General features: G+C 37.0%; 13 protein-coding genes. All 13 read left to right on the forward strand.

Going from position 1 to position 26,186, the window contains the following annotated elements; translation table 11 throughout:
- The first annotated feature begins 130 nt into the window (after window positions 1-130).
- Complete coding sequence (locus ACRD7B_RS02395) at window positions 131-3,034, forward strand: LuxR C-terminal-related transcriptional regulator (RefSeq protein ID WP_430822860.1); 2,904 nt, start codon at window positions 131-133, stop codon at window positions 3,032-3,034.
- Between the two features lie 251 nt (window positions 3,035-3,285).
- On the forward strand, window positions 3,286-6,495 hold the full coding sequence (locus ACRD7B_RS02400) for a SusC/RagA family TonB-linked outer membrane protein (protein ID WP_430822861.1): 3,210 nt from the start codon (window positions 3,286-3,288) through the stop codon (window positions 6,493-6,495).
- 16 nt (window positions 6,496-6,511) lie between these two features.
- Window positions 6,512-8,257 carry a RagB/SusD family nutrient uptake outer membrane protein gene (locus ACRD7B_RS02405; RefSeq protein ID WP_430822862.1) on the forward strand — a complete coding sequence of 582 codons (1,746 nt, stop codon included), beginning with the start codon at window positions 6,512-6,514 and terminating at the stop codon, window positions 8,255-8,257.
- 28 nt (window positions 8,258-8,285) lie between these two features.
- Complete coding sequence (locus tag ACRD7B_RS02410) at window positions 8,286-9,110, forward strand: hypothetical protein (RefSeq protein WP_430822863.1); 825 nt, start codon at window positions 8,286-8,288, stop codon at window positions 9,108-9,110.
- Between the two features lie 170 nt (window positions 9,111-9,280).
- The gene (locus tag ACRD7B_RS02415) at window positions 9,281-11,035 is read left to right on the forward strand and encodes a cellulase family glycosylhydrolase (protein WP_430822864.1); all 1,755 of its coding nucleotides are present in this window, start codon (window positions 9,281-9,283) and stop codon (window positions 11,033-11,035) included.
- A 52-nt stretch (window positions 11,036-11,087) separates the two neighbouring features.
- On the forward strand, window positions 11,088-12,182 hold the full coding sequence (locus ACRD7B_RS02420; RefSeq protein WP_430822865.1) for a family 16 glycosylhydrolase: 1,095 nt from the start codon (window positions 11,088-11,090) through the stop codon (window positions 12,180-12,182).
- Window positions 12,183-12,271: 89 nt separating this feature from the next.
- The gene (locus tag ACRD7B_RS02425) at window positions 12,272-13,060 is read left to right on the forward strand and encodes a glycoside hydrolase family 16 protein (RefSeq protein ID WP_430822866.1); all 789 of its coding nucleotides are present in this window, start codon (window positions 12,272-12,274) and stop codon (window positions 13,058-13,060) included.
- A gap of 20 nt (window positions 13,061-13,080) precedes the next feature.
- The gene (bglX, locus tag ACRD7B_RS02430) at window positions 13,081-15,342 is read left to right on the forward strand and encodes a beta-glucosidase BglX (RefSeq protein WP_430822867.1); all 2,262 of its coding nucleotides are present in this window, start codon (window positions 13,081-13,083) and stop codon (window positions 15,340-15,342) included.
- A gap of 147 nt (window positions 15,343-15,489) precedes the next feature.
- A complete protein-coding gene (locus ACRD7B_RS02435; RefSeq protein ID WP_430822868.1) occupies window positions 15,490-17,877 on the forward strand; it encodes a glycoside hydrolase family 3 C-terminal domain-containing protein in 2,388 nt (795 codons plus the stop codon).
- 97 nt (window positions 17,878-17,974) lie between these two features.
- Window positions 17,975-20,158, forward strand: coding sequence for a glycoside hydrolase family 3 C-terminal domain-containing protein (locus ACRD7B_RS02440; protein ID WP_430822869.1), 2,184 nt, complete (start codon window positions 17,975-17,977; stop codon window positions 20,156-20,158).
- 261 nt (window positions 20,159-20,419) lie between these two features.
- Complete coding sequence (locus ACRD7B_RS02445) at window positions 20,420-21,592, forward strand: DUF418 domain-containing protein (RefSeq protein ID WP_430822870.1); 1,173 nt, start codon at window positions 20,420-20,422, stop codon at window positions 21,590-21,592.
- Window positions 21,593-21,714: 122 nt separating this feature from the next.
- Entirely contained in the window at window positions 21,715-24,552 is a 2,838-nt protein-coding gene (locus ACRD7B_RS02450) for a triple tyrosine motif-containing protein (protein ID WP_430822871.1), read from the forward strand.
- A gap of 168 nt (window positions 24,553-24,720) precedes the next feature.
- Window positions 24,721-25,215, forward strand: coding sequence for a PH domain-containing protein (locus ACRD7B_RS02455; protein WP_430822872.1), 495 nt, complete (start codon window positions 24,721-24,723; stop codon window positions 25,213-25,215).
- Window positions 25,216-26,186 lie beyond the last annotated feature (971 nt).

Genomic DNA, 26,186 nt, shown 5'->3' on the forward strand with positions numbered 1-26,186 from the left:
GTGTCACAAATGTCAATCGATTAATCACACCCATCACATTTACTAACACTTCTATAAGTAAGTTGTAATTTATAAGGTGAAATTTGAGAATTGCTAAGCTTTTAGTACATTTCAAATAAATTGCCATTATATGTTTAAGAGCAGATTATATCTTCATAGTTTATTCATCATTTTCTTTTTACCATCAATTCTCTCAGCACAGAAAGTTGGCTTGCCAGAAATTGAACATTTCAATAGGCGACAATATGGTGGAGGTACACAAAATTGGAAGATAACTCAGGATGAGCATGACCTGATGTATTTTGCTAATAATGATGGTATTTTAGTTTATGATGGTGTGAATTGGGATTTGTTGACCGATAATGCGCCGGAAGTTATTCGCAGTGTTGAGGCGATAGATCATCGTATTTATACTTGTTCATATAATGAGTTTGGTTACTACGCTCAAGATTCTTTGAATCACTTGAAGTATAATTCAATGATGGATATTGATGATGTTGAGCCAAGTGGTAATTATTGGAATACACATAGGTGGGGAAATAAGCTCGTTTTTCATTCAGAAAGCAATATTACAATTTTGGAAAATGATAATTTTGTATGTTCTATCCCTTCAAATAGTCGATTTACTTCTTCATACCTCGTTAATGACTTGTTGTTGGTTCATGATGAGAAACTTGGATTAATGCAAGTTAGGGGAACAAAAATATATCCGGTTTCTGGAGGCAATGTTTTTTCCGATAAGCTAATTACTTCTATTCTGCGTATCTCGGATAGTAAGATCGTAATAGGAACCATGAAAAATGGATTGTATTTATGGGATATGCATACTATCAACCCTTGGAATGTACCTGCTAATGCTATTTTAAAAGAAAATAATATTTTCTGTAGCACTCCATATTTAGACGATTTCTTGATCTATGGAAGTATTCAGGCTGGATTGATTATTCTTGATAAGAAAGGAAATATTGTTATGCATATCGATAAGGATAAGGGTTTGCATAACAATACAGTATTAAGTGTCTTTGTTGACCGGGAAGGTAGTATTTGGGCAGGTCTTGACAATGGAATTGTTAGAGTAAGTTACAATGCAGGTTTAACTTATCTGCAAGGGTATTATAATATTGGTACGGGTTATACCATTATAGTTGATGGTGAAGATTATTATATGGGAACCAATCAAGCGCTTTATATAATTAATAAAGAGAAACTGTATGATCCTTTAAAAACACGTGACGATTTTGTAAAAGTTAAAGGAACTGATGGGCAGGTATGGAGTCTGTTGAAGGCTAATAATGGGATAATTTGTGGTCATAACTTAGGGGCTTACTCTATAGTAGATGGAGAAGCTAAATTAATAACACCAACTGATGTTAATGGAATTTGGACTTTTCGAACCATAAAAGGTTATCCTGAATTGTTATTAGCTGGTACTTATAATGGTCTTGTTTTGTTTGAATATGTAAATGGTGATTGGGCATTTAAATCTAAAATTAAAGGGTTTAATGAGTCGGCACGTTTTATGGAGTGGGATGAGAATGGCAATTTATGGGTGTCGCATGGATACGAGGGTGTATTTAGATTGAGATTTGATAGTGAATATGGTGAGGTAGTTAGCCTTGAAACGATAGGTAATGATGCTTTTAAAGTTAATTCGGCAGGATTGGTCTTGTGTAGGCTTAATGATTTTTGTGTTTTTACAGGCGAGGAAGGGATTTTTAAAATTGATAAAGAAACAAACCTGCCAACTCCATACCCTTTGTTAGATGCCTATTTTGAAAAAGGCCATTTCCCAAAAATGATCACCGAAGATGCGTTTAGTAATATTTGGTTTTTCTTTCAAGGTGAGGTTGGAGTGTTGCGCTATATGGAGGATGGAACATATAAGAAGATTGACCATCCTTTTAAATCCATGAAAGATAAATTTGTGAATAGTTTTGAGTTTGTGTTGGGTTCTGATGAGGATAATGCACTATTTGGAGTTGAGGATGGGTTTGCTCACTATTCCGTTCATGATCAGAAAAACTACAGGGAGCCATTTCGAGTTAATATTAGATCGTTTAAAGGTAAGGGGGACTCCTTGGCTTATGTATTAAATCAAGATGATGTTGGCCTTTCTGAGCAAGATGTTATACCTAAGTATGCTTTTCGGAATAATGCCTTTGAAATCAATTTTGCAGCTCCCTATTACGAGGATGATCGGATTGAATATTCAACAATGTTAAGAGGAGAAGAAAAAGAAACTCATGCATGGGATACGAAAACAACACGACATTTTTCCAAATTATGGGAAGGGGAATATGAATTTGTAGTAAAAGCGAGAAATAGATATGGAGTGCAGTCAAAGGCACTTACTTTTAAGTTTGAAGTGCTACCTCCATGGCATAGAACCATGCTGGCAAAGCTTGTATATATTATTGCATTTCTTTTTTCCACTTTTTTGTTGTTGCGGATAATCAATAAAAGAATTGATGTCAGTCGCAGAAAAGAGATAATCAAACAACGTGCTCACTATCATGATAAGGAGCAAGCTCTTAAAAATGAAGCATTGAATGCAGAAAAAGAAATGATTCGTATGCGTAATGAGAAGCTTCGGAATGAAATGGTTCATAAAGAAAAGGAGTTGGCTAATTCCACAATGAGTATCATTAAGAAAAATGAGTTTTTGACGAGCATAAAAGGACAACTTAAAAAACTCAAGCAAATTGAAGATAAAACAGAATTAACAAACAAAGTTCAGAGTCTCATCCGAAAAATTGATAAAGATATTGATAGTGAAAGTTACTGGGAGATTTTTGAGCTTCATTTGGATCAGGTACATGAGTCTTTTTTGCTTCGACTAGCTGAAGAACATCCCGAGTTGTCACCACGCGAGAAAAAGTTATGTGCATATATCAGAATGGGTATGACTTCTAAGGAGATTGCCAGTCTAATGAATATTTCGTCTAGAGCTGTTGAGAACAATCGTTACCGCCTTCGTCAGAAACTGAACTTAAATCACGGTGATAATTTGAGCTTGTACATTACTAATATGTAGTACTCTTTTACTACGTTGTGTTAAAATATGTTGCTTCCTTAAGTGGATGGTGTGAGTGTTTGATGTGAATGATATTTCTCATGTTTTATTTTTATAAATCATTGTTAAAGAGTGTTATAGTATTTTAGGTGTGAGTTTTATGTGAGTTTCTTTGAGTAGGTTGGTGAAGTTTATGTGTATTGTAAAATTAGGGTTTGTTAACAAATGAGATGTATGTTTGTCATCATCATTTATTATTAAATCCAAAAATTATGAAACATCTGTTAGGGATTTTCCTACTTTTCCTGACTCTTAGTAGTCAGGCGCAAGAAATAACTGTTACAGGTACAGTGACAGATGCATCGGATGGCTTACCCATTCCTGGTGCGAGTGTAGTTGTTAAAGGAACAACAAACGGTACTATTACCACTATTGATGGTAATTACTCTTTAATAGTTAATCAAGGTGAAACTTTAGTGTTTAGTTTCGTTGGGATGTTATCTCAAGAGAAAGTTATTGAAGGTACAGTTATTAATGTATCACTTTCATCTGATATGACTGATCTTGACGAAGTGGTTGTGGTTGGTTACGGTGTTAAGAAAAAAGCATTGGTAACTGGTGCTAACCTTAATGTTAAGGGAGATGAAATTGTAGAAAAGAATACTGGTTCTGCAATGGAAGCTTTACAGGGAATTTCTCCTGGTGTTAACATTACGCGTAACAATGGTGCTCCAGGTGCGGGAACAAAGGTTTCTATTCGTGGATTAGGTACCATCGGTAATTCCCAACCTCTTTATGTTGTTGATGGAGTTCAAGTTGATAATATTGATTATCTGAACTCTGGTGATATTGAGTCTATCGATGTTTTGAAAGATGCGGCATCTGCAGCAATTTATGGATCACGTGCTGCCAATGGTGTAATTTTAGTAGCCACCAAAAAGGCCAAATCTGGTTCTAAAACACGTGTAACATACGATGGTTATTATGGAGTTCAGAATATCTATAAGAATGTAACACCATTAAATGCACAGGAGTACATGTACATCATGGATGAAGGTCGAACTAATGACGGTCTAGCTCCGAATGATTGGGAAAGCATTGTTAAAAATAATTCCTGGTTGAATAATACTTACCCTGATAATTTAGGAACACAGCTTGGTGAAGATGTATGGGGCCGACTTCAAGAAGGATGGCAAGGTACTAATTGGATCGATGAAATGACCGAAAAAAACGCACCAGTACAAAGTCATTCGGTTAATATTACTGGTTCTGGTGAAGACATTGTTTATGCACTTGGTGTTTCGTATTTCGATCAAGGTGGATTAATCGGTGGTGAAATTACGGATGCTGGATTTAAACGTGTTACGGCTCGTTTTAACTCTGAAATGGTATTATTCAAAAATGATCGATTCAATATTGTAAAAATTGGTGAAAACTTTACTTATAACAATACTGAGAATCGTGCAGTTGCTACTGGTAATATTTATTGGAATGATTTACACAATGCAATTGTGCAAAATCCTCTAATGCCTGCTTATTGGGATAAATCTCCAGATAAGCATGGTTTTACACCTACTATGGACGGCTTGGCAAATGATCAGCACAACCCTTTAGCTGTGATGTATTATCGCCATAATTATAATTGGGGTAAAGGAAATACTATTGTAGGTAATGTTTTTGCTGAAATTCAGCCAATTCAGAATTTAGTATTCCGATCGGCCTATGGTTTATCAGCTTGGTACGGCAATAGCCGCTCATGGACGCCTACTTTTGCCTTAGGCACACTATATTCACAAGCAAATGATGCTGCTCAACAAAGTGCTTATCAAGGGGTAAATCATACATTTACTAATACCTTAGCATATGATTATACCATATCTGAACATAAAATTTCGGCTTTAGCTGGTATGGAAATGATTAAGAATGGTAGTAATATGAATGTTGGTGGTCGTATTGCTAATACAATATATGGAACGCCAGAATATGCCTACCTAAATAATGCTCAAAAAGGTGAAACTTCGCAAGGTATTGATACTTGGGGTGCAGATTATGGAGACCAAGGTGGAGGTATGATGTCTTATTTTGGACGTTTATCTTATAATTATAAAGAAAGATACCTGCTTGATATGACCGTTCGTTATGATGGATCTTCTAATTTCGGAAAAGGTTATAAGTATGGAACATTTCCGTCTGTTTCGGCTGGTTGGATTTTTACTGAAGAATCTTTTGCTTCTGATTTAGATTTTATGACTTTTGGTAAGCTACGCGCTAGTTGGGGTCAAAATGGTAATGAAAGAATTGGTGCTTTTAGGTATAGTGCAAACATTGATTATATTAATCCTGGTTATTTCTTTGGTGATACTAAGCCCGTTTCGGGTTTAACAACAGTACCAGCTAACGTGCCTACTCCTAATATTACTTGGGAAACATCTGAACAGTTAAACTTTGGTTTGGATACACGTTTTCTCAATTCTAGATTAGGTTTCACATTCGATTGGTATAAGAAAACTACCAAGGATTGGCTAGTGGAAAATGTTCCGATTCAAGGTACTGCTGGAGCAGGTTATCCTTCAAGAAATGCAGGTGCTGTTGAGAATAAAGGATTTGAATTGTCTCTTTCTTGGAATGATAATTTAGGAGATTTTAAATATGGTGCTACTTTAAGTGGAGCCTATAATCAAAATAAAGTAACTGAGCTTAATAATGGTGAAGGTATTATTTACGGACCTGGATCTGTTTTATCTCAAGGAACATCTGATATATCACGTGTTCAAGTTGGCCAACCTATAGGATTCTTTATTGGTTATGAAACAGATGGTATACTTCAAAACCAAGATGCTGTTGATGCTTATGTAGCACCTGAGGGAGCTCCAAATGCAGGTTCACCTTATTTTGAAGATCAACGCCCTGGTGATGTTAAATTTGTTGATCAAAATGGTGATGGTACAATTGATGATAAGGATAGAGTAATGTTAGGTGACCCTAATCCTGATTTTGAATTAGGTATTCAATTGAATGCAGAATACAAAGGATTTTATTCTGCCATAACGATGTCTGGAAAGTTTGGCATGCAAGTTATGCAATCCTACCGTTCATTTGCCGATCGTTTTGATCAGAATTATACGACTGAAGTGTTTGGTCGCTGGCATGGTGAAGGAACCTCAAACAGTATGCCTCGTTTAAGTTCTTCATCGCATCGTAATACAAATTATATTTCTGATATTTTCATGCAGGATGCAGATTATTTGAGAATTAACAACTTGACAGTTGGGTATAAGTTTGATAAGTTATTATCGAATTATAATTGGGTACAAGGTGCCAAATTGTATGTAGCATTTAATAACCTGTATACCTTTACTGGTTTCGAAGGCATGGATCCTGAAGTAGGATTTGGACACGATGCAGGTTGGGCTTCTGGAGTGGATTTAGGATTGTATCCTTTACCACGTACAGTAATGATGGGTGTAAGTGTTACTTTCTAATTTTAAATTAAGACTAATGAAAAAGATATTATATAGCATCGGAATTTTGATGGCGATGGGACTATCAAGTTGTGACGACAGTTTCATTGATCAAAAGAACTTGTTTCAGGCCAGTTTAGATTCATATTATCAAACGCCTGCACAAATAGAGGAAGCCATGGGTGGCGTATATAACGCACTATATGTCGATGGTCCGCATAGTAACGAACATGTAGCTGCTAACCTTTTATCTGACTTAATGTTAGGTGGAGGTGGTCCTGATGATAAATCAGCTAAGTGGGTTGATAATTTTGAAGATCCTAATGAGGATACTTACAAGGCGTTATGGTTAGAAACTTATAATGGGGTATATCGTTGTAATGCAATTATTGAAGCGGTAACTACTGTTGATTTTTCAACTTTCTTTAAGACAGAAGAAGAAGCTGAAGATTTCAAAAACCAAGCGATTGGAGAAGCTTATTTTATGCGTGCTTTTTTAATGTTTAGGGCGGCAAAATTCTTTGGGGGTATGCCAATTATACCTACTACTGATGCACCTCGCGATGTTCCAAGATCAAGTTATGAAGTAACTTTTGGTACAATTGCTTCTGATTTAAAACAGGCGATTGAAACTTTACCTGATGTGCCTGCAAATGAAATATCTATTGATCGATATGGACATGCTAACAAATGGGTAGCTGAAGCTTATATGGCTCGTGTTTTCTTGTTTTATACTGGTTATATGACTAACATAGAAAAGAAAGCAACATCAGCAATTATTCTCCCAGAAGGAGAAGGCACCATTACCAAAGCAAATGTTGTTGCTTATCTGGATGACTGTATGGCTAACAGTAAGTTTGGTTTAGTGGATGATTTCAGAAACCTATGGGCCTATTCACATGTTAACGATAATGCAAGAGCATATAATCCTGACGGAACGCACCCTGTATTACCATGGGCGGAGACGGAAGGTCTTGCTTGGGCAGGTCAGGACGGACACAACTCTAATGTTGGAAGTGGAAATGAAGAAGTAATGTTTGCTCAACGTTATGCTTTTGGTAACTGGGATTGGAACAAAGGTCAGTATTATAACAATATTGTTTGTCTATATTTTGGTATTCGTGATAACTCAATGCAACCATTCGGACAAGGTTGGGGATGGGGAACCATCCACCCTCTATTAAAGAGCCAATGGGATGATGCTGATGAGCGTAAGCAGGGTTCGATACTAGATATGGGAGATGCTGATCAAGGAACGGGTGGTTATCAGAATAATAAGGGTGACCATGAAACTGGCATGTTTAATAAAAAGTACACTACGATTCAACATGATGGTCCTGATGGAGTAAAAGGGATGTTCTACTACCTATATGATATGGATCATGGTGATCCAATGCAATTATGGGCAGCTCAGGATTTCTATTATATGCGTTATGCTGATGTATTATTAATGCACTCAGAATTAACAGAAACAGCTGACGGTATGAATGAAGTGCGTCGTAGAGCTGGATTAACTGATACATCTTATTCTTTGGCAGCATTAAAAGAAGAACGCAAATACGAGTTTGCTTTTGAAGGTTTACGTTGGTTCGACTTGGTTCGTTGGGGTGATGTTGAAAATGATGCCAATAACTATTATTCAAATGAAGTGGATGTAGATAATTCAGGTGTAGCTTCTAAATATAGTGTGCAGTACCGTCCTGTAACTAAGGGTTTGGTGCCAGTTCCAGAATCTGAAGTGAGATTGTCAAATGGTGTCTATGAACAAAATCCTGGTTGGTAAGCAATTGTGTAACTTAAAAATTACTAAAATGAATAAGAAAAATATATTTAGTTTGCTTTTAGGCGCAATGGTATTACTGTTTGCCGCTTGTGAGCCAATAGAGGATAGGAAAGAGTTATCTAATAGCTTTAACCCTGATAATATAGAACTTGAGGTTGTTCAGTCAACCCCTGGAGGAAATGGTTTATCCATTAGAATGAAAACGTCTGGTGTAACAGGTTATTGGGATTATAACATTGATCAAAAGTTTACTGACCGAGTAGAGGTAAATTATCCAATACCAGGAAAATCAACATTTACTTATCATGTAAGTACAGCCTACATGCCTAATGGTAATCCTTCAGATACAGAGTATATCTCAAAATCTATCGATGTTCAGATTGATGTGTTGGATCAACCCCTTCCTCAAGCGTATTACGACCTTGTAGGTGATGATTTAAGTGGTAAGTCATGGGTATTTCATAAGGCCAACCCTTGGGAAGGTGGCGGAGGTCCTGTTTGGTGGGCAATGTCCGACCCAGGCAATTATGAAGCAATATGGTGGAATGCTGGTGCAACTTGCTGTCCTCCGGGAGATGCGAATGGTAAAATGCATTTCGATTTAAATGGAGCCGCTAATTATACATACTATACTTCAATGGACGGCGATGGCGCATTGGGAAGTTTTTCTTTTAATGCAGACTATTCTGCTCTTACATTTAAAACGCAGCCTATTCTTGGGTATGACGCTGATAGAGTTAATCCTGATTCAAAGTATAAAATCATAAAATTAACAAAAGATGAAATGGTTCTGTTTACTGACACCAATGGTGGAGGAACAGGATGGGTTTGGGTATTCATACCTGCAGAATAATTTTTTTTCATAGGCGCTTAGTTATCTAAGGCTTAGTTTTGGTTAAACGAAGTATTATCCGGCTCTAACGTGAGTCGGATAATATCTTATTAACTAGTAGTTTGATGCATTTGATGACCCGAATTTGGTGCTTTGATTGCGTAACATTGAATTAGTTTTATACCTACGAAATGGTTCAATTAAAATACACACTTCTTTTATTCTTCATTGTTTTAATAACTCCGGTCTTTTCACAAGGAAAGCTTAGAGTTAGGGATAAGCAAATTGTCAATGACGATGGGCCTTTCATCATTCGAAGTATTGGTACAGGTAACTGGATGATTCAAGAAGGTTACATGATGCAATCTACTGTTGCAGGCATTCATACGCACACTCAGTTTCGTACTAGGTTAAACGAAACAATGGGAGTTGATAAAACTGATAAGTTTTATGATTATTGGCTTAAACATCTTTTTACTAAAGCCGATTTAGATTCCATGAAAGTATGGGGATTCAATGCTTTACGTCCGGCATTGCACTATAAGTGGTTTACTCATTCTATTGAAGATGAATCCAGAAATTCTGATGGTACAATAAAAAATACCTGGCTGGAATCTGGTTTTCAAATGTTGGATGAATTAGTGTCGTGGTGTGAGCAGAATGAGATGTATATCATTTTAGACATGCATGGAGCACCTGGTGGACAAGGGAAAAATGCCGACATAAGTGATTATGACTCGACTAAACCTTCACTTTGGGAAAGTAAAGAGAATCAGGATAAGTTGGTGGCTCTTTGGGTTAAAATAGCTGAGCGATATAAAAATAATCCATGGGTTGGAGGTTTTGATTTGATTAACGAAACCAACTGGAATGTGGATGAAACAGGAAATAATAACGGCTGTGGATGTACGAATAACGAGGCTCTTTGGAACATGCATCTACGTTTAATAAAGGCAATACGAGAAGTCAATCAAAAGCATATTGTATTCATATCGGGTAATTGCTGGGGAAATAATTACGAAGGCTTTGAAACACACTTGCTTAGTAACTATAGTAATAATATGGTATTAACCTACCATAAGTATTGGAATACAAATAATGAAGCATCCATTGCTGAATGGATTAGGATGAGGGATAAATTTAATTTACCTCTATGGATGAGTGAATCTGGTGAAAACTCAAATCACTGGTTTGCTGAAGCTATACAGCTATTTGAAGAAAACAACATAGGCTGGTCGTGGTGGCCAGTTAAAAAATACAGGTTGAATAATGTGTTTAGAGTTAAAACTAACGAAAGTTATACCGCTCTTATTCAATCATGGAAAGAAGGCAATACACCTTTAGGTGAAAAAGAAACATATGAGGCGGTTATGCAGTATGCCGAAGCTCATAAAGTAGAAAACTGCACAGTTGCTAGCGATGTTATTTATGCCATGTTGCATAATGGTAATGATGAAGCAACAAAGCCATTTGTAAATCATAAACTAAATGAATGGATCCAATGTGTGGACTATGATTTAGGAAAAGATGGATTTGCCTATCACGATATGTCATCGGAAAATGCAACAGGAAATAGTGGTAGGGCTAAATGGAATACAGGAAACCAATATCGAAATGATGGTGTTGATATTGGTATGAAAAATGGAGAGAACTTTGTTGGGTGGACTGAGGCTGGAGAATGGTTACAATACACCATTAATGTTGAAGAACAAGGGTATTATACCCTAAAAATAAGTTCAGCAAATCAAACTGGAAGTGGAGAAATTAACATCGTAATTAATGGAGAAATTGAGGCAAAGCACATTCAATTGAATAAGGATAAAGATAATTGGGGTGAGGTTGAAGTAAGACAGATTTACTTACCTGAAGGTGAAGCTAAGATCAGGTTTGTTTTTAATAAAGGAGGAGCAATTCTGAAGAAGTTTAAGGTTTTAAAATCTATATAGAAGAGAATTGGATAAGTATTTAATACGAGAATAAATGTCAATAAATACAGTGATGAAAAAAAATAAATTAATTGGGTTAGTGCTACTTCTAAGCATTGCTTTAGGGCAAAGTGCTTGTGAGAAGGAGAATGAAGCTAGTACTTATGAAGTAGCTTTTGATTTTTCACCAGATGTAACTAACCCTAATGATATTGTCTTCGAAAATAATTCAAGTGGCGAATTTACACATGTACGCTGGGATTTCGGTGATGGAGAAGTAACTGATCGTATGCCAGCGTCAGATGGAAAGACTATAGTACACAATTATCGATCAGAAGGAGAGTATGATGTTCGACTAACTATATGGGGTAGTAACAGTGATTTGGCTGATAACAAGTCAATGTCAAAAAAAGTGGTAATTGATCAGGACGACCCTAATTATGATCCTAAACTTATTTGGTCGGATGAGTTTGATGGAACTTCTGTTAACACTAGTGATTGGACTCTTGAGGTCGGAACCGGAGATAATGGTTGGGGTAATAACGAATTGCAGTATTATACGAATGGAGATAATGTTGAAGTTAAGGATGGAAAACTAATTATTACAGCGGAAAAAGTTGATGATAATAAGGAACGTGGATCATACAAATCTACCCGAATGGTTACATATAAGAAACAAGAGTTTAAGTATGGCCGGATTGAGGTAAGAGCTAAGTTACCATCTGGAAAGGGTATTTGGCCTGCCATCTGGATGTTAGGTGCCAACTTTGAATCTAATTATTGGCCCGCTTGCGGAGAGATGGATATAATGGAATATGTAGGCTATCAACCTAATGTGGTACATTCAACGGTTCACACTAGTGCTGGTTCAGGCGCTAATGGAAATGGTAGTAGTATGTCATTGCCTACCTGTGAGGAGGAGTTTCATGTTTATGGCTTGAATTGGTCAGCAAATAAATTAGTCTTTTATGTTGATTCACCAGAGAATGTTGTGCATACCTATAATCCGACGAATAAAACCTCAGAGAATTGGCCTTTTAATGGATCACACTTTTTTATTCTAAATGTTGCTGTTGGCGGAGATTGGGGTGGAGCTCAAGGTATTGATAATTCGATTTTTCCGCAGACAATGGAAGTGGATTATATCAGAGTATATGAGCTAGAATAGTTATTAAAATGAGTTTAGTTTTAACCAAAACAGAGTGATAATTAAGGATGTCTTGATTTGTTTTTTTAGATCAGAAATCTGTAAACCTTATGAAGTATTTAATAGCACTTTGTTTAATATTAATTACAATATCTTGTCAGGTCAAGCCAGACTATGAATTGGTATGGGCTGATGAATTTAATAACAGTGGCATGCCTGATTCAAGCAAATGGGGCTACGACACTGAGGGCAATAAATGGGCATGGGGTAATAATGAATTACAACATTATACTGATGCACATAGTGAAAATGCCTATGTCAATAATGGGGTTCTGGTAATTGCGGCTAATATTGATTCTACCGTAAGTGTACCGTATTCATCTGCGAGACTTGTGTCAAAAGGTAAAGGTGATTGGTTATATGGACGTATTGAGGTGAGAGCAAAAGTTCCAGGAGGAAAAGGTGCGTGGCCTGCCATTTGGATGTTACCTACAAATAATGAATATGGATCTTGGCCAAATAGTGGGGAGATTGATATTATGGAACATGTAGGTTACGAACCTGATTCAATATTTTTCACAGTGCATACTGAGGCTTATAATCATATCAGTAAAACTCAAAAGTCAAAGGCCTTATGTGTTAAAGATGCGGAAACAGCTTTTCATGTATATGCAATTGATTGGACAGCTAATAAAATTGATTTTATTATTGATGAGAAGAAAGTGTTCACGTTTCGAAAACGGAATAATGATTCGAAAAAATGGCCGTTTGATAAGCACTTTTATTTGGTCTTAAATGTGGCAATTGGAGGCAATTGGGGCGGATTGCATGGAGTAGACGATTCGATATTTCCTTGTCAAATGGAGATAGATTATGTACGGGTATATCAGGAAAAATAAAACAACAAAATACAGATGTTATGAATAAATGGTTGGTATTTAGTCTTGGACTTTTTTTGTTAGTCCTAATAGCTTGCAATCAAACTGAGAACAATCATAATGGAACCTCCATTGATGATAAAGTAGAATCTCTACTGAGTAAAATGAGCATTGAAGAAAAGGTGGGTCAAATGAACCAGTATAATGGTTTCTACGATGTTACCGGGCCTGCACCTTCTGAAGGTGATGCAAAAAATAAATACGAGCACATCAAAAGTGGTTTGGTGGGCTCTATGTTAAACGTACGAGGTGTTAAGAATGTACGAGAAATGCAAAGTTTGGCCGTTGACAGTTCTCGTCTGGGCATACCAATGATCTTCGGTTTTGATGTCATTCATGGACATAAAACTTTATCACCAATTCCATTGGCTGAAGCAGCTAGTTGGGACTTAGAGGCCATTGAAAAGTCGGCACGTATTGCTGCCATTGAGGCATCAGCCGAAGGACTTAACTGGACATTTGCTCCAATGGTTGATATTTCGCGTGATGCGCGTTGGGGACGAGTAATGGAAGGAGCTGGAGAGGATACTTATTTGGGATCAAGAATTGGAGTAGCCCGAGTGAAAGGTTTTCAAGGTGATGATTTATCGGCTGTTAACACCATTGCTGCATGTGCTAAGCATTTTGCTGCCTATGGTTTTGCTGAAGGAGGACGTGATTACAATACGGTTGATCTTGGAACCGCTACGCTTTACAATGTAGTTTTTCCTCCGTTTAAAGCTGCTATTGAAGAGGCTGATGTGAAGACCTTTATGAACGCTTTTAATATTGTTAATGGAATTCCTGCTACAGGTAATTCATTTTTAATGCGCGATATCCTTAAAGGTGAATGGGGATTTGAAGGTTATGTTATCTCTGATTGGAGCAGTGGCGAAGAAATGATTGATCATGGTTTTGCCAGAGATACTGCGCATGTTGCACAGTTAGCCGCTATGGCTGGATCTGATATGGACATGGAATCGTATGCCTACGTTAAGTATTTAGCTCAACATGTTAAAGATGGAAAAGTACCCGAATCAATTATAGATGATGCGGTACGTCGTATATTAAAGGTGAAATTCGAATTGGGTTTATTCGACGATCCATATAAGTACTGTGATGAAGCACGTGAAAAGAAATTAATCTATCATGAGGATCATATGGATGCAGCTCGTGAAATGGCTAAAAAATCCATTGTTCTTCTTAAGAATGAAAACAATACCTTACCACTTTCAATAGACCAGAAAAAAATTGCAGTTATTGGTACTTTGGCTGCTGATAAAGATAGTCCATTAGGCAATTGGCGAATGGCAGGTGACGATAATGTGGCTGTCTCCGTTTTAGAAGGCTTGAAAAAATACTCGTCGAATATAACTTATGCCGAAGGTGCTAAACTAGTAACAGGGCCAACTGCCTTTCCAATAGAATTGGAAGTTAATGAAACGGATAGGAGTGGATTTAAGGAAGCAATTAAGCTGGCAAAGCGTTCTGAAGTTGTAATAATGGTTCTTGGCGAACATGGCTTGCATAGTGGAGAAGCTCGTTCGCGCGTAGATATTGATTTACCAGGTCTTCAACAGGAATTGTTGGAAGAAGTCTATAAGGTCAATAAGAATATTGTATTAGTGCTTAATAATGGTCGTCCATTAGCTATCACTTGGGCTGATGAGCATTTGCCTGCAATTGTGGAAGCATGGCAACTGGGCATACAAGCTGGAAATGCCATTGCAGAGGTCATATTTGGAGATTATAATCCATCCGGAAAATTACCGATGACTTTTCCTCGTCATGTAGGACAGGTACCTATGTATTATAATTATTTCAATACAGGTCGTCCTGGTCCTGATGGAGAATTGTTTTACCCTCACTACATGGACGAGAGTCACCTACCGTTATACCCATTTGGTTACGGTTTAAGTTATTCTGAATTTGAATATTCTAATTTGACTCTTGATGCTTCTAATAAAAAAGAAATTAAGGTGAGTGTTGAGGTGAAAAATGTTAGTGAAAGAGTGGGTGAAGAAGTCGTACAGTTATACATCCGCGATCATGTCGCCAGTATAGTTCGTCCGGTTAAGGAACTTAAAGGATTTAAAAAAATAGCTTTGGCTGGAGGTCAGTCAAAAATAGTTGAGTTTGTATTAACTGATAATGAACTTGGATTTTACATGCCTGATGGGGAGTATGTTGTTGAACCAGGTCAATTTGATGTTATGGTTGGAACAAGTTCAGCAGAAGTTATCAAGGGGGAGTTTGAGTTATAGTTAGTATTGGTTTATGGGGTAACCATAACAACTTGTTTATCGGGAAATACAAGCTGTTTACAAAAAGAATAATCGCAGATTCTGATGGTTGCCCCACTTTTTATTATCAAGAGTTTAGGCTTAGTTGACCAGTAAAAAATATTCAAAATGAAGTTTTTATATGTATTGACGATTGTTTTTATGACTACTGTGACTATGTCGGCACAAAACGAAACCATAAAATTACAAGTTGAACAACTTGTCTCTCAATTAACACTTGAAGAAAAAGTATCGCTTTGTTCGGGTCGTGATGACTGGAGTACACAGCCCATTGATCGATTAGATATTCCTTGGATATGGATGGCCGATGGTCCACACGGATTACGTCGTGCTCCGGCAACCAATAAGGCTGGTTATGGCGATCAGCATCCTGCCACTTGTTTTCCTACCGCATCAGCCTTATCAGCTACCTGGGATGTGGATTTAATTTACAAAGTTGGACAAGCTTTAGGAGAAGAGTGTCAGGCTTTAGGTGTGAATGTACTCTTAGATCCTGGGGTGAATATTAAACGTTCTGTTTTGGGAGGCCGTAATTTTGAGTATTTCTCCGAAGACCCGATTCTATCTGGGGAATTAGGAGCTGCTTATATCAATGGAGTTCAGAGTCAGGGTGTCGGAACATCTTTAAAACATTTTGCAGCCAATAATGTGGAAACCATGCGTATGTTTATGAATTCTGATGTGGATAATCGTACGCTGCATGAAATCTATCTTACACCCTTTGAGATTGCCGTAAAAAAAGCTCAGCCATGGACAGTGATGGCTTGTTATAATCGAGTACAAGGTGAGTATGGAACACAAAGCCCTTATCTGCTGACCAAGCTCTTAAAAGAAGAATGGGGATTTGAGGGAATTGTAATTTCTGATTGGTTTGCAGTTATTGATCGGGTAGAGGCCTTAAAAGCAGGCATGCACATTGAGATGCCACGTGTAAGTGATGTAAACGACGAAATATTACTTCAAGCCATGAAGGATGGGAAGGTTGAAGAAGAGATACTGGATAATCTGGTAAAAGAGATTCTGACCATCGTTTTAAAAGCAAAGTCGCTTGATAAGGATAATGTTGACCAAAATGTGAAAGAGCATCATCGCTTTGCCAGAGAGGTGCATGGACAAGCCATAACCTTGCTTAAAAATGATAATAATGTATTACCATTAACCAAGAAAAAATACAAGAAAATTGCCATCATAGGTGAGTTTGCTGCCAATCCCCGTTATCAGGGCAATGGCAGTTCCGAGGTAAAGCCAACCCAGCTTGATAATGTTCTGGATATCATCGAAGAGGAATATGGGAAAGTAGTAAGGGTAAGTTATGCCCAAGGGTATAATCTAAAAGATGATAATGATTACTCGATGATTGAAGAAGCTGTGAATCTAGCAAAGGAATCGGATATTGCTTTGGTTTTTGCCGGTTTACCATTGCATTATGAATCGGAAGGTATTGATCGAAAACACATAGATATGCCTGCTGCGCATAATAAATTAATGGCAGAGGTAGCAAAGGTTCAGGGTAATACAGTAGCCGTTTTAACCAATGGTAGCGCTGTTGCTATGCCATGGATTAACGATGTGTCGACTGTTTTGGAAACTTGGCTTGGCGGGCAAGCTGGTGCGGGCGCTGTAGCTGATGTTATTTTTGGAACGGTTAATCCATCAGGTAAATTAGCTGAGAGCTTCCCAGTTAAATTAGCAGATACACCTGCGGCCTTTAATTTCCCAGGTGAGCAAGGTGAAGTACTGTATGGAGAACGCATTTTTGTAGGCTATCGTTACTACGATGAAAAACAGATTGATGCACTTTTTCCTTTTGGGCATGGCTTGTCGTACACCACATTTGAATACTCCAATTTAAAAGTGTCACAAAATGAAATTAGCGATAAGGATATTTTAAACGTAAGTGTTACCATTAAAAACACAGGATCAGTTGCTGGTAAAGAAACAGTTCAGCTTTATGTGTCAGATGTTGCCTCTAGCTTGCAGCGTCCAGAGAAAGAGCTGAAGCGTTTTAAGAAAGTAAGTTTAAAGCCTGGCGAATCGAAACAAATTGAATTTGAATTACTGGGGCGCGATTTCTCCTATTACGATGCTAAACGAAGTATTTGGATTGCTGAGAGTGGGGAGTTCGAATTATTAGTCGCTGCTTCGTCCAAAGATATTAGAGAAACCGCTTCAGTTCGATTAAATTCGACACAAAAAGTACCACTGATGGTGGATGAATACACATTTGTTAAGGAGCTTTGGGATAATAAAGACACCCGTGAATTATTAAAGCAATACATGCCAAATTGGATTAATGGCTGGGTACCCGAAGGAAAAACAATGGATGAAGCAGATATTCCTGGATTCTTTCTTGAGCATCCCTTAATCAAGTTTCCTTACATCACTCACGATGAATTAAGTCATTCAGATGTTAAAGAGCTGATTGGTAAATGTAAAGAAGTTTACTATATCCCTGAATTCAAAACTTATGAGGAAAAGGAAAATGTATCATTTTAACAGCTTCTCTTAAAAGTAATTAAAGATTTTACAATGGGGTGGTAAATTAGATTTATTATCCCATTTTTGTCTTAGAGATAACCTTAATGATTATATTATGAATAAGTATTTAATAGCATTTGCTGTATATGCAAGCGTTGCGTGTGCTAATGTGTTTGGTCAAGACATAGACCAGGAGATTGAAAGTAAGATCGAAGTTATTTTGAATCGGCTTACACTCGAAGAAAAAGTCAAGATGTGTCATGCTCAATCAAAATTCAGCTCGGCAGGAGTGGAGCGTTTGGGTATTCCTGAAATTTGGATGTCGGATGGGCCGCACGGTGTAAGAGCAGAAATAGAATGGGATAGTTGGAATTACGCTGGCTGGACCAATGACTCATGTACTGCATTTCCGGCCTTAACATGTTTGGCAGCCACTTTTAATCCAGAATTATCATATAAGTATGGACTTGCTGTTGGTGAGGAGGCTCGCTATCGTAAAAAAGATATACTACTCGGACCAGGCGTCAATATTTATCGAACACCACTTAATGGACGTAACTTCGAATACATGGGTGAGGATCCACACCTGGCATCTGTTATGTGTGTGCCTTATATTAAAGGGGTTCAAACCAATGGTGTTGCAGCCTGCGTAAAGCATTATGTGTTGAATAATCAGGAAGTGTGGCGTTCGCATATTAATGTGCAATTAAGCGACAGAGCCTTACACGAGATTTATCTGCCGGCTTTTAAAGCGGCAGTAGAAGAGGGTGATGTATGGTCAATAATGGGTGCTTACAATAAATACAATGGTCAGCATACCAGTCATCACGACGTATTAATTAATGATATTCTCAAGGGCGATTGGGGCTTTGATGGTGTTGTTGTTACCGATTGGGGAAGTGCGCACGATACAAAAGAAGCTGCTTTAAATGGCTTAGATATTGAGATGGGTACCGGTACTGATGGTTTGACATCGTCAACTGAAAATGCCTACGATTATTACTATCTGGCAAAGCCATTTCTTGAAATGATAAAAAGTGGTGAGATTGATGAAAGTGTTGTGGATGATAAGGTACGTCGCATTCTTCGATTGATGTACCGTACAAATATGGATACTAAACGACCACATGGGCGAAAAGGTAACAAAGAGCATTTTGATGTGGCACGCGAAGTAGCACAGGAAGGTATTGTGTTATTAAAGAATCATAAGGCATTTTTTCCATTAGATGCAGAGACGACAAAAACCATTGCTGTTATTGGTGAAAATGCGACTCGCATGATGACTTTAGGTGGTGGTTCATCGGAATTAAAAACAATACATGAAATTTCTCCTTTGGAAGGTATTCAAAAGCAGTTCTCGAAAGCTAACATTATACACTCTATGGGTTATGCCTCCGGGGCATCAGCTTATGGTCGTGTCATTCCATCTAAACTAAATGCAAATAAACTAAAAAAAGAAGCTGTTGAGGTTGCTAAACAAGCTGATATTGTTCTGTTTGTAGGAGGTTTGAATAAAAATCATGAGCAGGATTGCGAGAATGGTGATCGCTTAGGGTTAAATCTACCCTTTGGGCAAGATGAATTGCTGGATGAAATTATGGCAGTTAATAAAAATACCGCAGTTATTCTTGTGAGTGGTAATGCGGTAGCCATGCCTTGGCAAAATAAAGCAAAAGCTATTGTGCAGGCCTGGTATTTGGGCAGTGAAACAGGGCATGCACTGGCTGATGTTATTTCGGGTGATGTTAACCCTTCTGGTAAGTTACCTTTTACATTTCCAGTAAAGTTGGAAGATAACGGTGCGCATGCCTTCGATGAGTTATCGTACCCTGGAGATGGTAATGACCAAGTTTACAAAGAAGATATCTTAGTAGGCTATCGTTGGCACGATACTAAGAAAATTAAACCATTGTACGAATTTGGTTTCGGCCTGTCATATTCGTCATTTTCTATTTCAGGTGCTTCTTCTGATCAAAAAGCTTATAAGGCAGGTGATGTAATTAAGGTAGATGTAGAAATTAAGAATACGTCCAAGGTGTTGGGTGCAGAAGTTGTTCAGGTATACGTTCATGATGAAGATGCATCACTTATGCGACCAGAAAAAGAGCTTAAAGCTTTCACTAAAGTTAAGCTGGAAGGTGGAGAAACTCAAACTGTTCAGCTCGAAATTCCTGCCAGCGCATTGGCATTTTATGATGAGAAGATAAATGATTGGAATTTAGAGACTGGTAAATACTCGCTAATGATTGGGACATCATCACGTGATATCAAAGAGACTATTGAGATTGAGATAAAGTAAATAGTCTTTTCATAATAATTAAGTGTTTTAAGGGAGCGGCTCTTTATTACGGTTTTGTAGTAAAGAGCCGCTCCTATAAATTTAATAAGTGCTGAGTTTTTATATTTTTGCATTAGATAAACCTAAATTTTATACCGTTACTAATCAAAAGTGCTTTTAGTGCGTTTCACTTCTAAAGCCCCTTTGATTATGTGTCGGCATAATACTAGAGTATTTTAACTTTTTATAGTATTACATATGAATGAGTCTAAACCGACTACTATGGGCAAGAGCAGAATTGTTGTTGTTGACGCATTGCGCGGATTTGCCCTGGTAGGTATTTTACTGCTTCATGCTTTGGAGCATTTCGATTTCTTTTGGCCAGCCACTTACAATCCAGCTGTATTATCAGGCCTTGATAAAATAATTCACGACGTAACCTTCTTCATCTTTGCTGGGAAATCATATGCGATTTTTTCTGTCTTATTTGGCTTTAGTTTCTACATTCAAATGCGCAATCAGGAATTGAAAGGCATTGATTTCAGAGGTCGTTTTGCGTGGCGCTTGGTTCTACTGTTAGTTTTGGGCTATTTACATACGCTTATTTACATGGGTGATATTCTAATGATATATGCCATCATGGGATTACCATTAATACTATTTTACAAAGTACCTACTCGATTTTTAGTTTTGGTAGCAGCGCTTTTATTATTACATGTAACACGTTTATACGAGTTGGTCTACAGTTTCATCGATACTGATTTCACTATTCAGCGCGACTGGGGCGATTGGACCCGGGCATCCAATACCTTTGGTGGTGGAACTTTCTGGGAAGTGGTGAAGCATAATACCTCCTTTGCTATCATTACCAAAATTAAATGGACGGTTGCTTCCGCACGAGTATATCAATTGTTTGGTTTATTTGTAGTTGGCATGCTACTCGGACGGACTGGCTACTTCGAGAATCTCGAGTCGAACAAGCGTAAGATTTGGAAGAATTTTTTCATTGGTTTTATAGGGATGGTGCTTTTCCAGTTTGTACAAAAAGGATTAGTGAATTGGATAACTATAAATGATACGCAGAAATCTTTAATAACTGAATTGGCTGGTATTTTCACCAATATGTCGATGTTAGTAATGTGGATAAATGGTTTTATCTTGCTTTACTTGCGTTTTAAGAAAGCTCAAATATTCGAAAACTTATCATTGTATGGTAAAATGAGTTTGACCAGTTATGTTACGCAACCATTAATTGGCGTTCCACTTTTTTATGGCTACGGTTTTGGTTTGTATCAATACCTTGGCAATACACTTAGCTTCTTATATGCGGTGGTATTTTTGCTATTGCAATTAATGTTCTGCAAAGTTTGGTTTAAGTATTATACATACGGACCTCTTGAGTGGTTGTGGCGTGCACTGACCTATTTCAATTTTAATTTAAAAATGAAGCGATAATAAAAGCTAAGGAACGGTTCTCTAAAAATGATAGTCATAATGAACCGTTCTTTATGTTTTGCAAATTATTCTTAACTTACTTTTTTATTGTTGAAATTCAATTACTATTATAGCTACGCATAATGAAGTACACTTTTCTACTATTTCTACTTCTTATTACTATTTCAATGCAATCCATTGGTTTGGAAGAAGGTGTACCTTTCGTGAGTAATTACGCGGAGCGTGACTATGGCGTATCCAATAACAATTTCCAGATAGTTCAAGATCATAGGGGTATCCTTTATTTTGCCAATGAGTTTGGTATTTTGGAATTTGACGGGCAAACATGGAAGATGATTCAGGTAGCCACGAACCGTTCTAACATTAAATCCTTGGCCTTCAATTCTGATAATCGCTTGTTTGTAGGAGCTCAAGGCGATTTTGGTTTTATTGATAGTGATTCTGTTTCGAATATACTTTTTCACTCTCTTCTAGATAAAGTTTCTCAGGAACATCGTGATTTTAACGATGTATGGAATATCGTTGTTCTGGATGGTAAAACAATTTTTCAAAGTTGGAAAGCGCTTTACATCTACGAAAATGATGAGATCAAGGTAATAAAAACAGATAAACGTATCAATCGCTTATTCAAGGTATACAATCAGCCTATTATACATGATAGGGAAGGATTATTTGTGTTGAACAATGATCGCCTTGACCTTTTATGTAGTCTCGACGACTTGGGTGATGTGGATGTACGTTTTGTTTTACCAATCAATAAAAGGGATTACTTAATTGGCACCTACGAGCAAGGTTTATTTATTTGGGATGGGCAAGCATTGCAAGCTTTTCCAATGGATAATCGCTTTAATTTCAACCAGGTTAATGTTACGAGTGGTCATCTTAGGATCGATGGAGATTACATCATAGGAACAATGCATTCGGGCGTGTTTGTTATGGAACAATCCGGTAAGGTTAAAATGAACCTATCAAAAAAGAATGGTCTACAGAATGATGAAATAAGGGCAGTTTTTTCGGATAGAGATAATAACTTGTGGGTGGCCAATAAATTAGGGATCGACTTCATTGAACTATCTACTCCTTTACGTCAGCTTAAACCAAATGCCGATGAGCCAATCGGGGTTTATTCAGCAGCCCAATACCAGAATGATATTGTATTGGCAACTCACAATGGTTTGATTGCAAAGGATTTTAATGCTGACAATAGTACTTATCGGATGTTGCAAACGCCTTCTGAAATTAACTGGAGCGTAACAAATGTTAATTCTAATTTGATAGTGGCTCATTCAAAGGGATTTTCACAGATAAGAGGAGAGAATTCATCCATTTTATATGATGGAGATGGGGCTTGGGCCATCAAACAGTTAATGAATAAATCGGATCATTGGATAGGTGGTACATACACAGGTTTGGTGCTTTTTAGGGATGTGGAAGGAAGCTTGATTTTTCAGAATAAAATTGAAGGATTTGATGAATCAAGTCGCGTGATAGCCATTGATGAAACTGATAATATTTGGGTTGCCCATGGTTATAAGGGCATCTATCGTATTCAGCTTTCTTCAAAAATGGAGAACGTTAAGGACATCACCTTCTACAATTCGGAGAAAGGTTTACCATCATCCATTTACAACAACGTTTTCAAGGTTTGGGGAGAAGTCGTTTTTGGAACACAACAAGGTATATTTAAATACGATGCAAGTACTGATTTGATGATTAAGCATCAAAAACTAACAGATCTGTTAGGTGATGGTCATTGTAAAATGTTGGCCGAAGATCCGAAAGGAAACATCTGGTTTGTGATAGGAGAACAGTCGGGTGTGTTGCGACGGCATAATAATGGTAGTTTCTCCATTGAAACCAATCCCTTTAATAAGCTTAATGGTTTTTATATTCCGGGATTCGAAAATTTTAAAAGCCTCGATAATGGCATCACAATAATTGGTATTAAAGATGGCGTTGTAATTTATGATGCCAATCAACATTATAAAAGCAATAAGAACATCAATGTGCTATTGAGAAGTGTTGTAACAAGCACACGTAATCGGATTATCTATGATGATAATGTACCTAGCCTTTGCAATAAACGGAATGATGAGGTGGTTGAACTGCCCTTTGTTGACAATGATTTAGTGTTCACTTTTTCTTCGGGATTTTACGAAAACATTGATGATATTGAATACCAATTTTATCTGCAAGGATTTGATGATGATTGGTCCGAATGGAGAGATGTTCAATACAAGGAATACACCAACCTGCGTGAAGGAGAATATGTTTTTCGTTTAAAAGCAATGAATGTATATGGCGTTGAGAGCGATGAACTCACTTATCGATTTACCATATTAGCACCTTGGTATCGCACTATTTATGCATTTATTGGCTATTTATTAATTATCGTATTAGTCTTTTATGTGGTATTGACCATACGTAATAAAAAGGTGAAAGCAGAGAAAAAAAGGTACATAGAGAAACAGGAAAGAATAAGGAAAATTGAACGCGCCAATTTTATTGAAGCAAAGTTAAAGGATGAACTGGAGATAAAAAACAAGGAACTTTCTGCCGCTGCTACAAAAGTGATATACAAGAATGAGAAGTTAAATGAGTTAAAAGAAAAACTCGTTGTTATTATGGCCTTTGCTTCTGATAAAGTTGAAAAGAAACTTAAGACCTTATTGGCTTTTATCGAGAGTGAGATTGAGGATGACGACTGGGAAGATTTTGAATTACGCTTCGATCAGGCACATAATAATTTCATAAAGAATTTAAAAGAAGAGTTTCCTAATCTCACCCCAAAGGATCTAAAAATTTGCGCTTACCTTAAAATGAATATGAGCAGTAAGGAGATTGCACACCTTCTTAACTTATCTGTGCGTGGTGTAGAAAATGCTCGTTATCGTGTACGAAAAAGAATGGGGTTGGAATCATCAGTTAATATTACCGAGTGGTTGTTAATGCGCAAATAATTAATTAAACCAGCTGAAATTCTGATGAGGTGTTATGGGGGATAGTTGTTAGAAAATCCTATCTTAATCCCTTTGAAACAAACTTTGATACGAAAATTAGCGACCCAAAATCACGTCAGGTTTCTATCGAATAGTACGGTGAATCAAGACTCATATATCTTTTAAAAGATGACAAATATTAATGACACAATTTGGAAAGGTACTCCGTTTTTTAAAGCTTACTTACTTAATAGCATAAGGTCATTTATTTATAATCTTGTTTTTTTGGCTATTATTTACTTATCCTTTGAATTTGTTTCAATCCAAGAGGATATTGAGATAATACCATGGGTTTTACCTGTTGTTTTAATAATTACAGTAGGTCAAAGTGTCTTTTTATTCACCATGAGGATGCTAGAGTTTAAAAATATAAAGTACACAATAACGAAAGATTTTTTAAAAATAGAGAGAGGAATATTTAATGTCAGCACAAAACTGATAAAAATAGAGCAAATTCAGTTTGTAGAAACAAAAAAGGGATTTATTAATAAGTTTTTTGATGTAACTACTATAAAGTTTTATTGTGGAAAGGATGTTAAAGATAGTGATGGAGATGTGAGAAAGACATTTGATGAATTTGAATCAATAATAAGTTCTAGTGAAGTATTAAAAATATTTGAATAATAATGAAACTGCTGCCAGTAAGCTGTAATAAAGCATAGCAGGCGCTGGCCTTTAAAGTCGATTTGAATTACTCCCACCTTAAATTCAGTAATGGTTATTGACATTGCCTAGCCATAATTATCAAATTTCTATATCAGTTATTTCGGATTTAAATTGGTATAAAAACAGTTGCAAAAGCCTCAATTTTCACTTGATCTGTCTAACTAATCTCACCCACTTTTAAGAGGATTATAGGGGTGAAAACTACCATCCATAAATTTCCTCTGCTGTTTTTTTGTTTTATTATTGATGCTCTACGAGCAAAATTCATGTTGCCTCTTGTTTTCTACAAATAGGAATGCTCTACGAGCAAGTCTGCTTTTGGTATTCCTTCTGTATTTTAACGTATAGCGCACATCATCACCTCATGTATTCATTTAGATAACTGCGTCTTTTTTTACCGCGTAGCGGTTCCAAATATGTAGAACTGTGATATTGGTGCTTGTTTTCCCCGTAGGGGATTAATAATGTTGCCATGCTGGCTTTGCCGTTCTAGGTTTACAGTGATCTCTTGCATTAAGGGATTTCCAAAAACCCTTTGTACTTTGGCTTCTCTGTGTAATTTTATTATTGATGCTCTACGAGCAAAATTCATGTTGCCTCTTGTTTTCTACAAATAGGAATGCTCTACGAGCAAGTCTGCTTTTAGTATTCCTTCTGTATTTTAATGTATAGCGCACATCATCACCTCATTTATTCATTTAGATAACTACGTCTTTTTTACCGCGTAGCGGTTTCAAATTTGTAGAACTGTGATATTGGTGCTGGTTTTCCCCGTAGGGGATTAATAATGTTGCCATGACGGCTATGTCGTACTAGGTTTACAGCGATCTTTTGCATTAACCCAAACTATGCATTCGAATAATAAAAAATAGCCTAAATGCATAACGATAAAGCAAATCATCCATTTGGTGAAAATACCAAAATGGTGA

Origin of the sequence: Carboxylicivirga fragile (assembly GCF_050589805.1) — a bacterium.
Classification (GTDB): domain Bacteria; phylum Bacteroidota; class Bacteroidia; order Bacteroidales; family Marinilabiliaceae; genus Carboxylicivirga; species Carboxylicivirga fragile.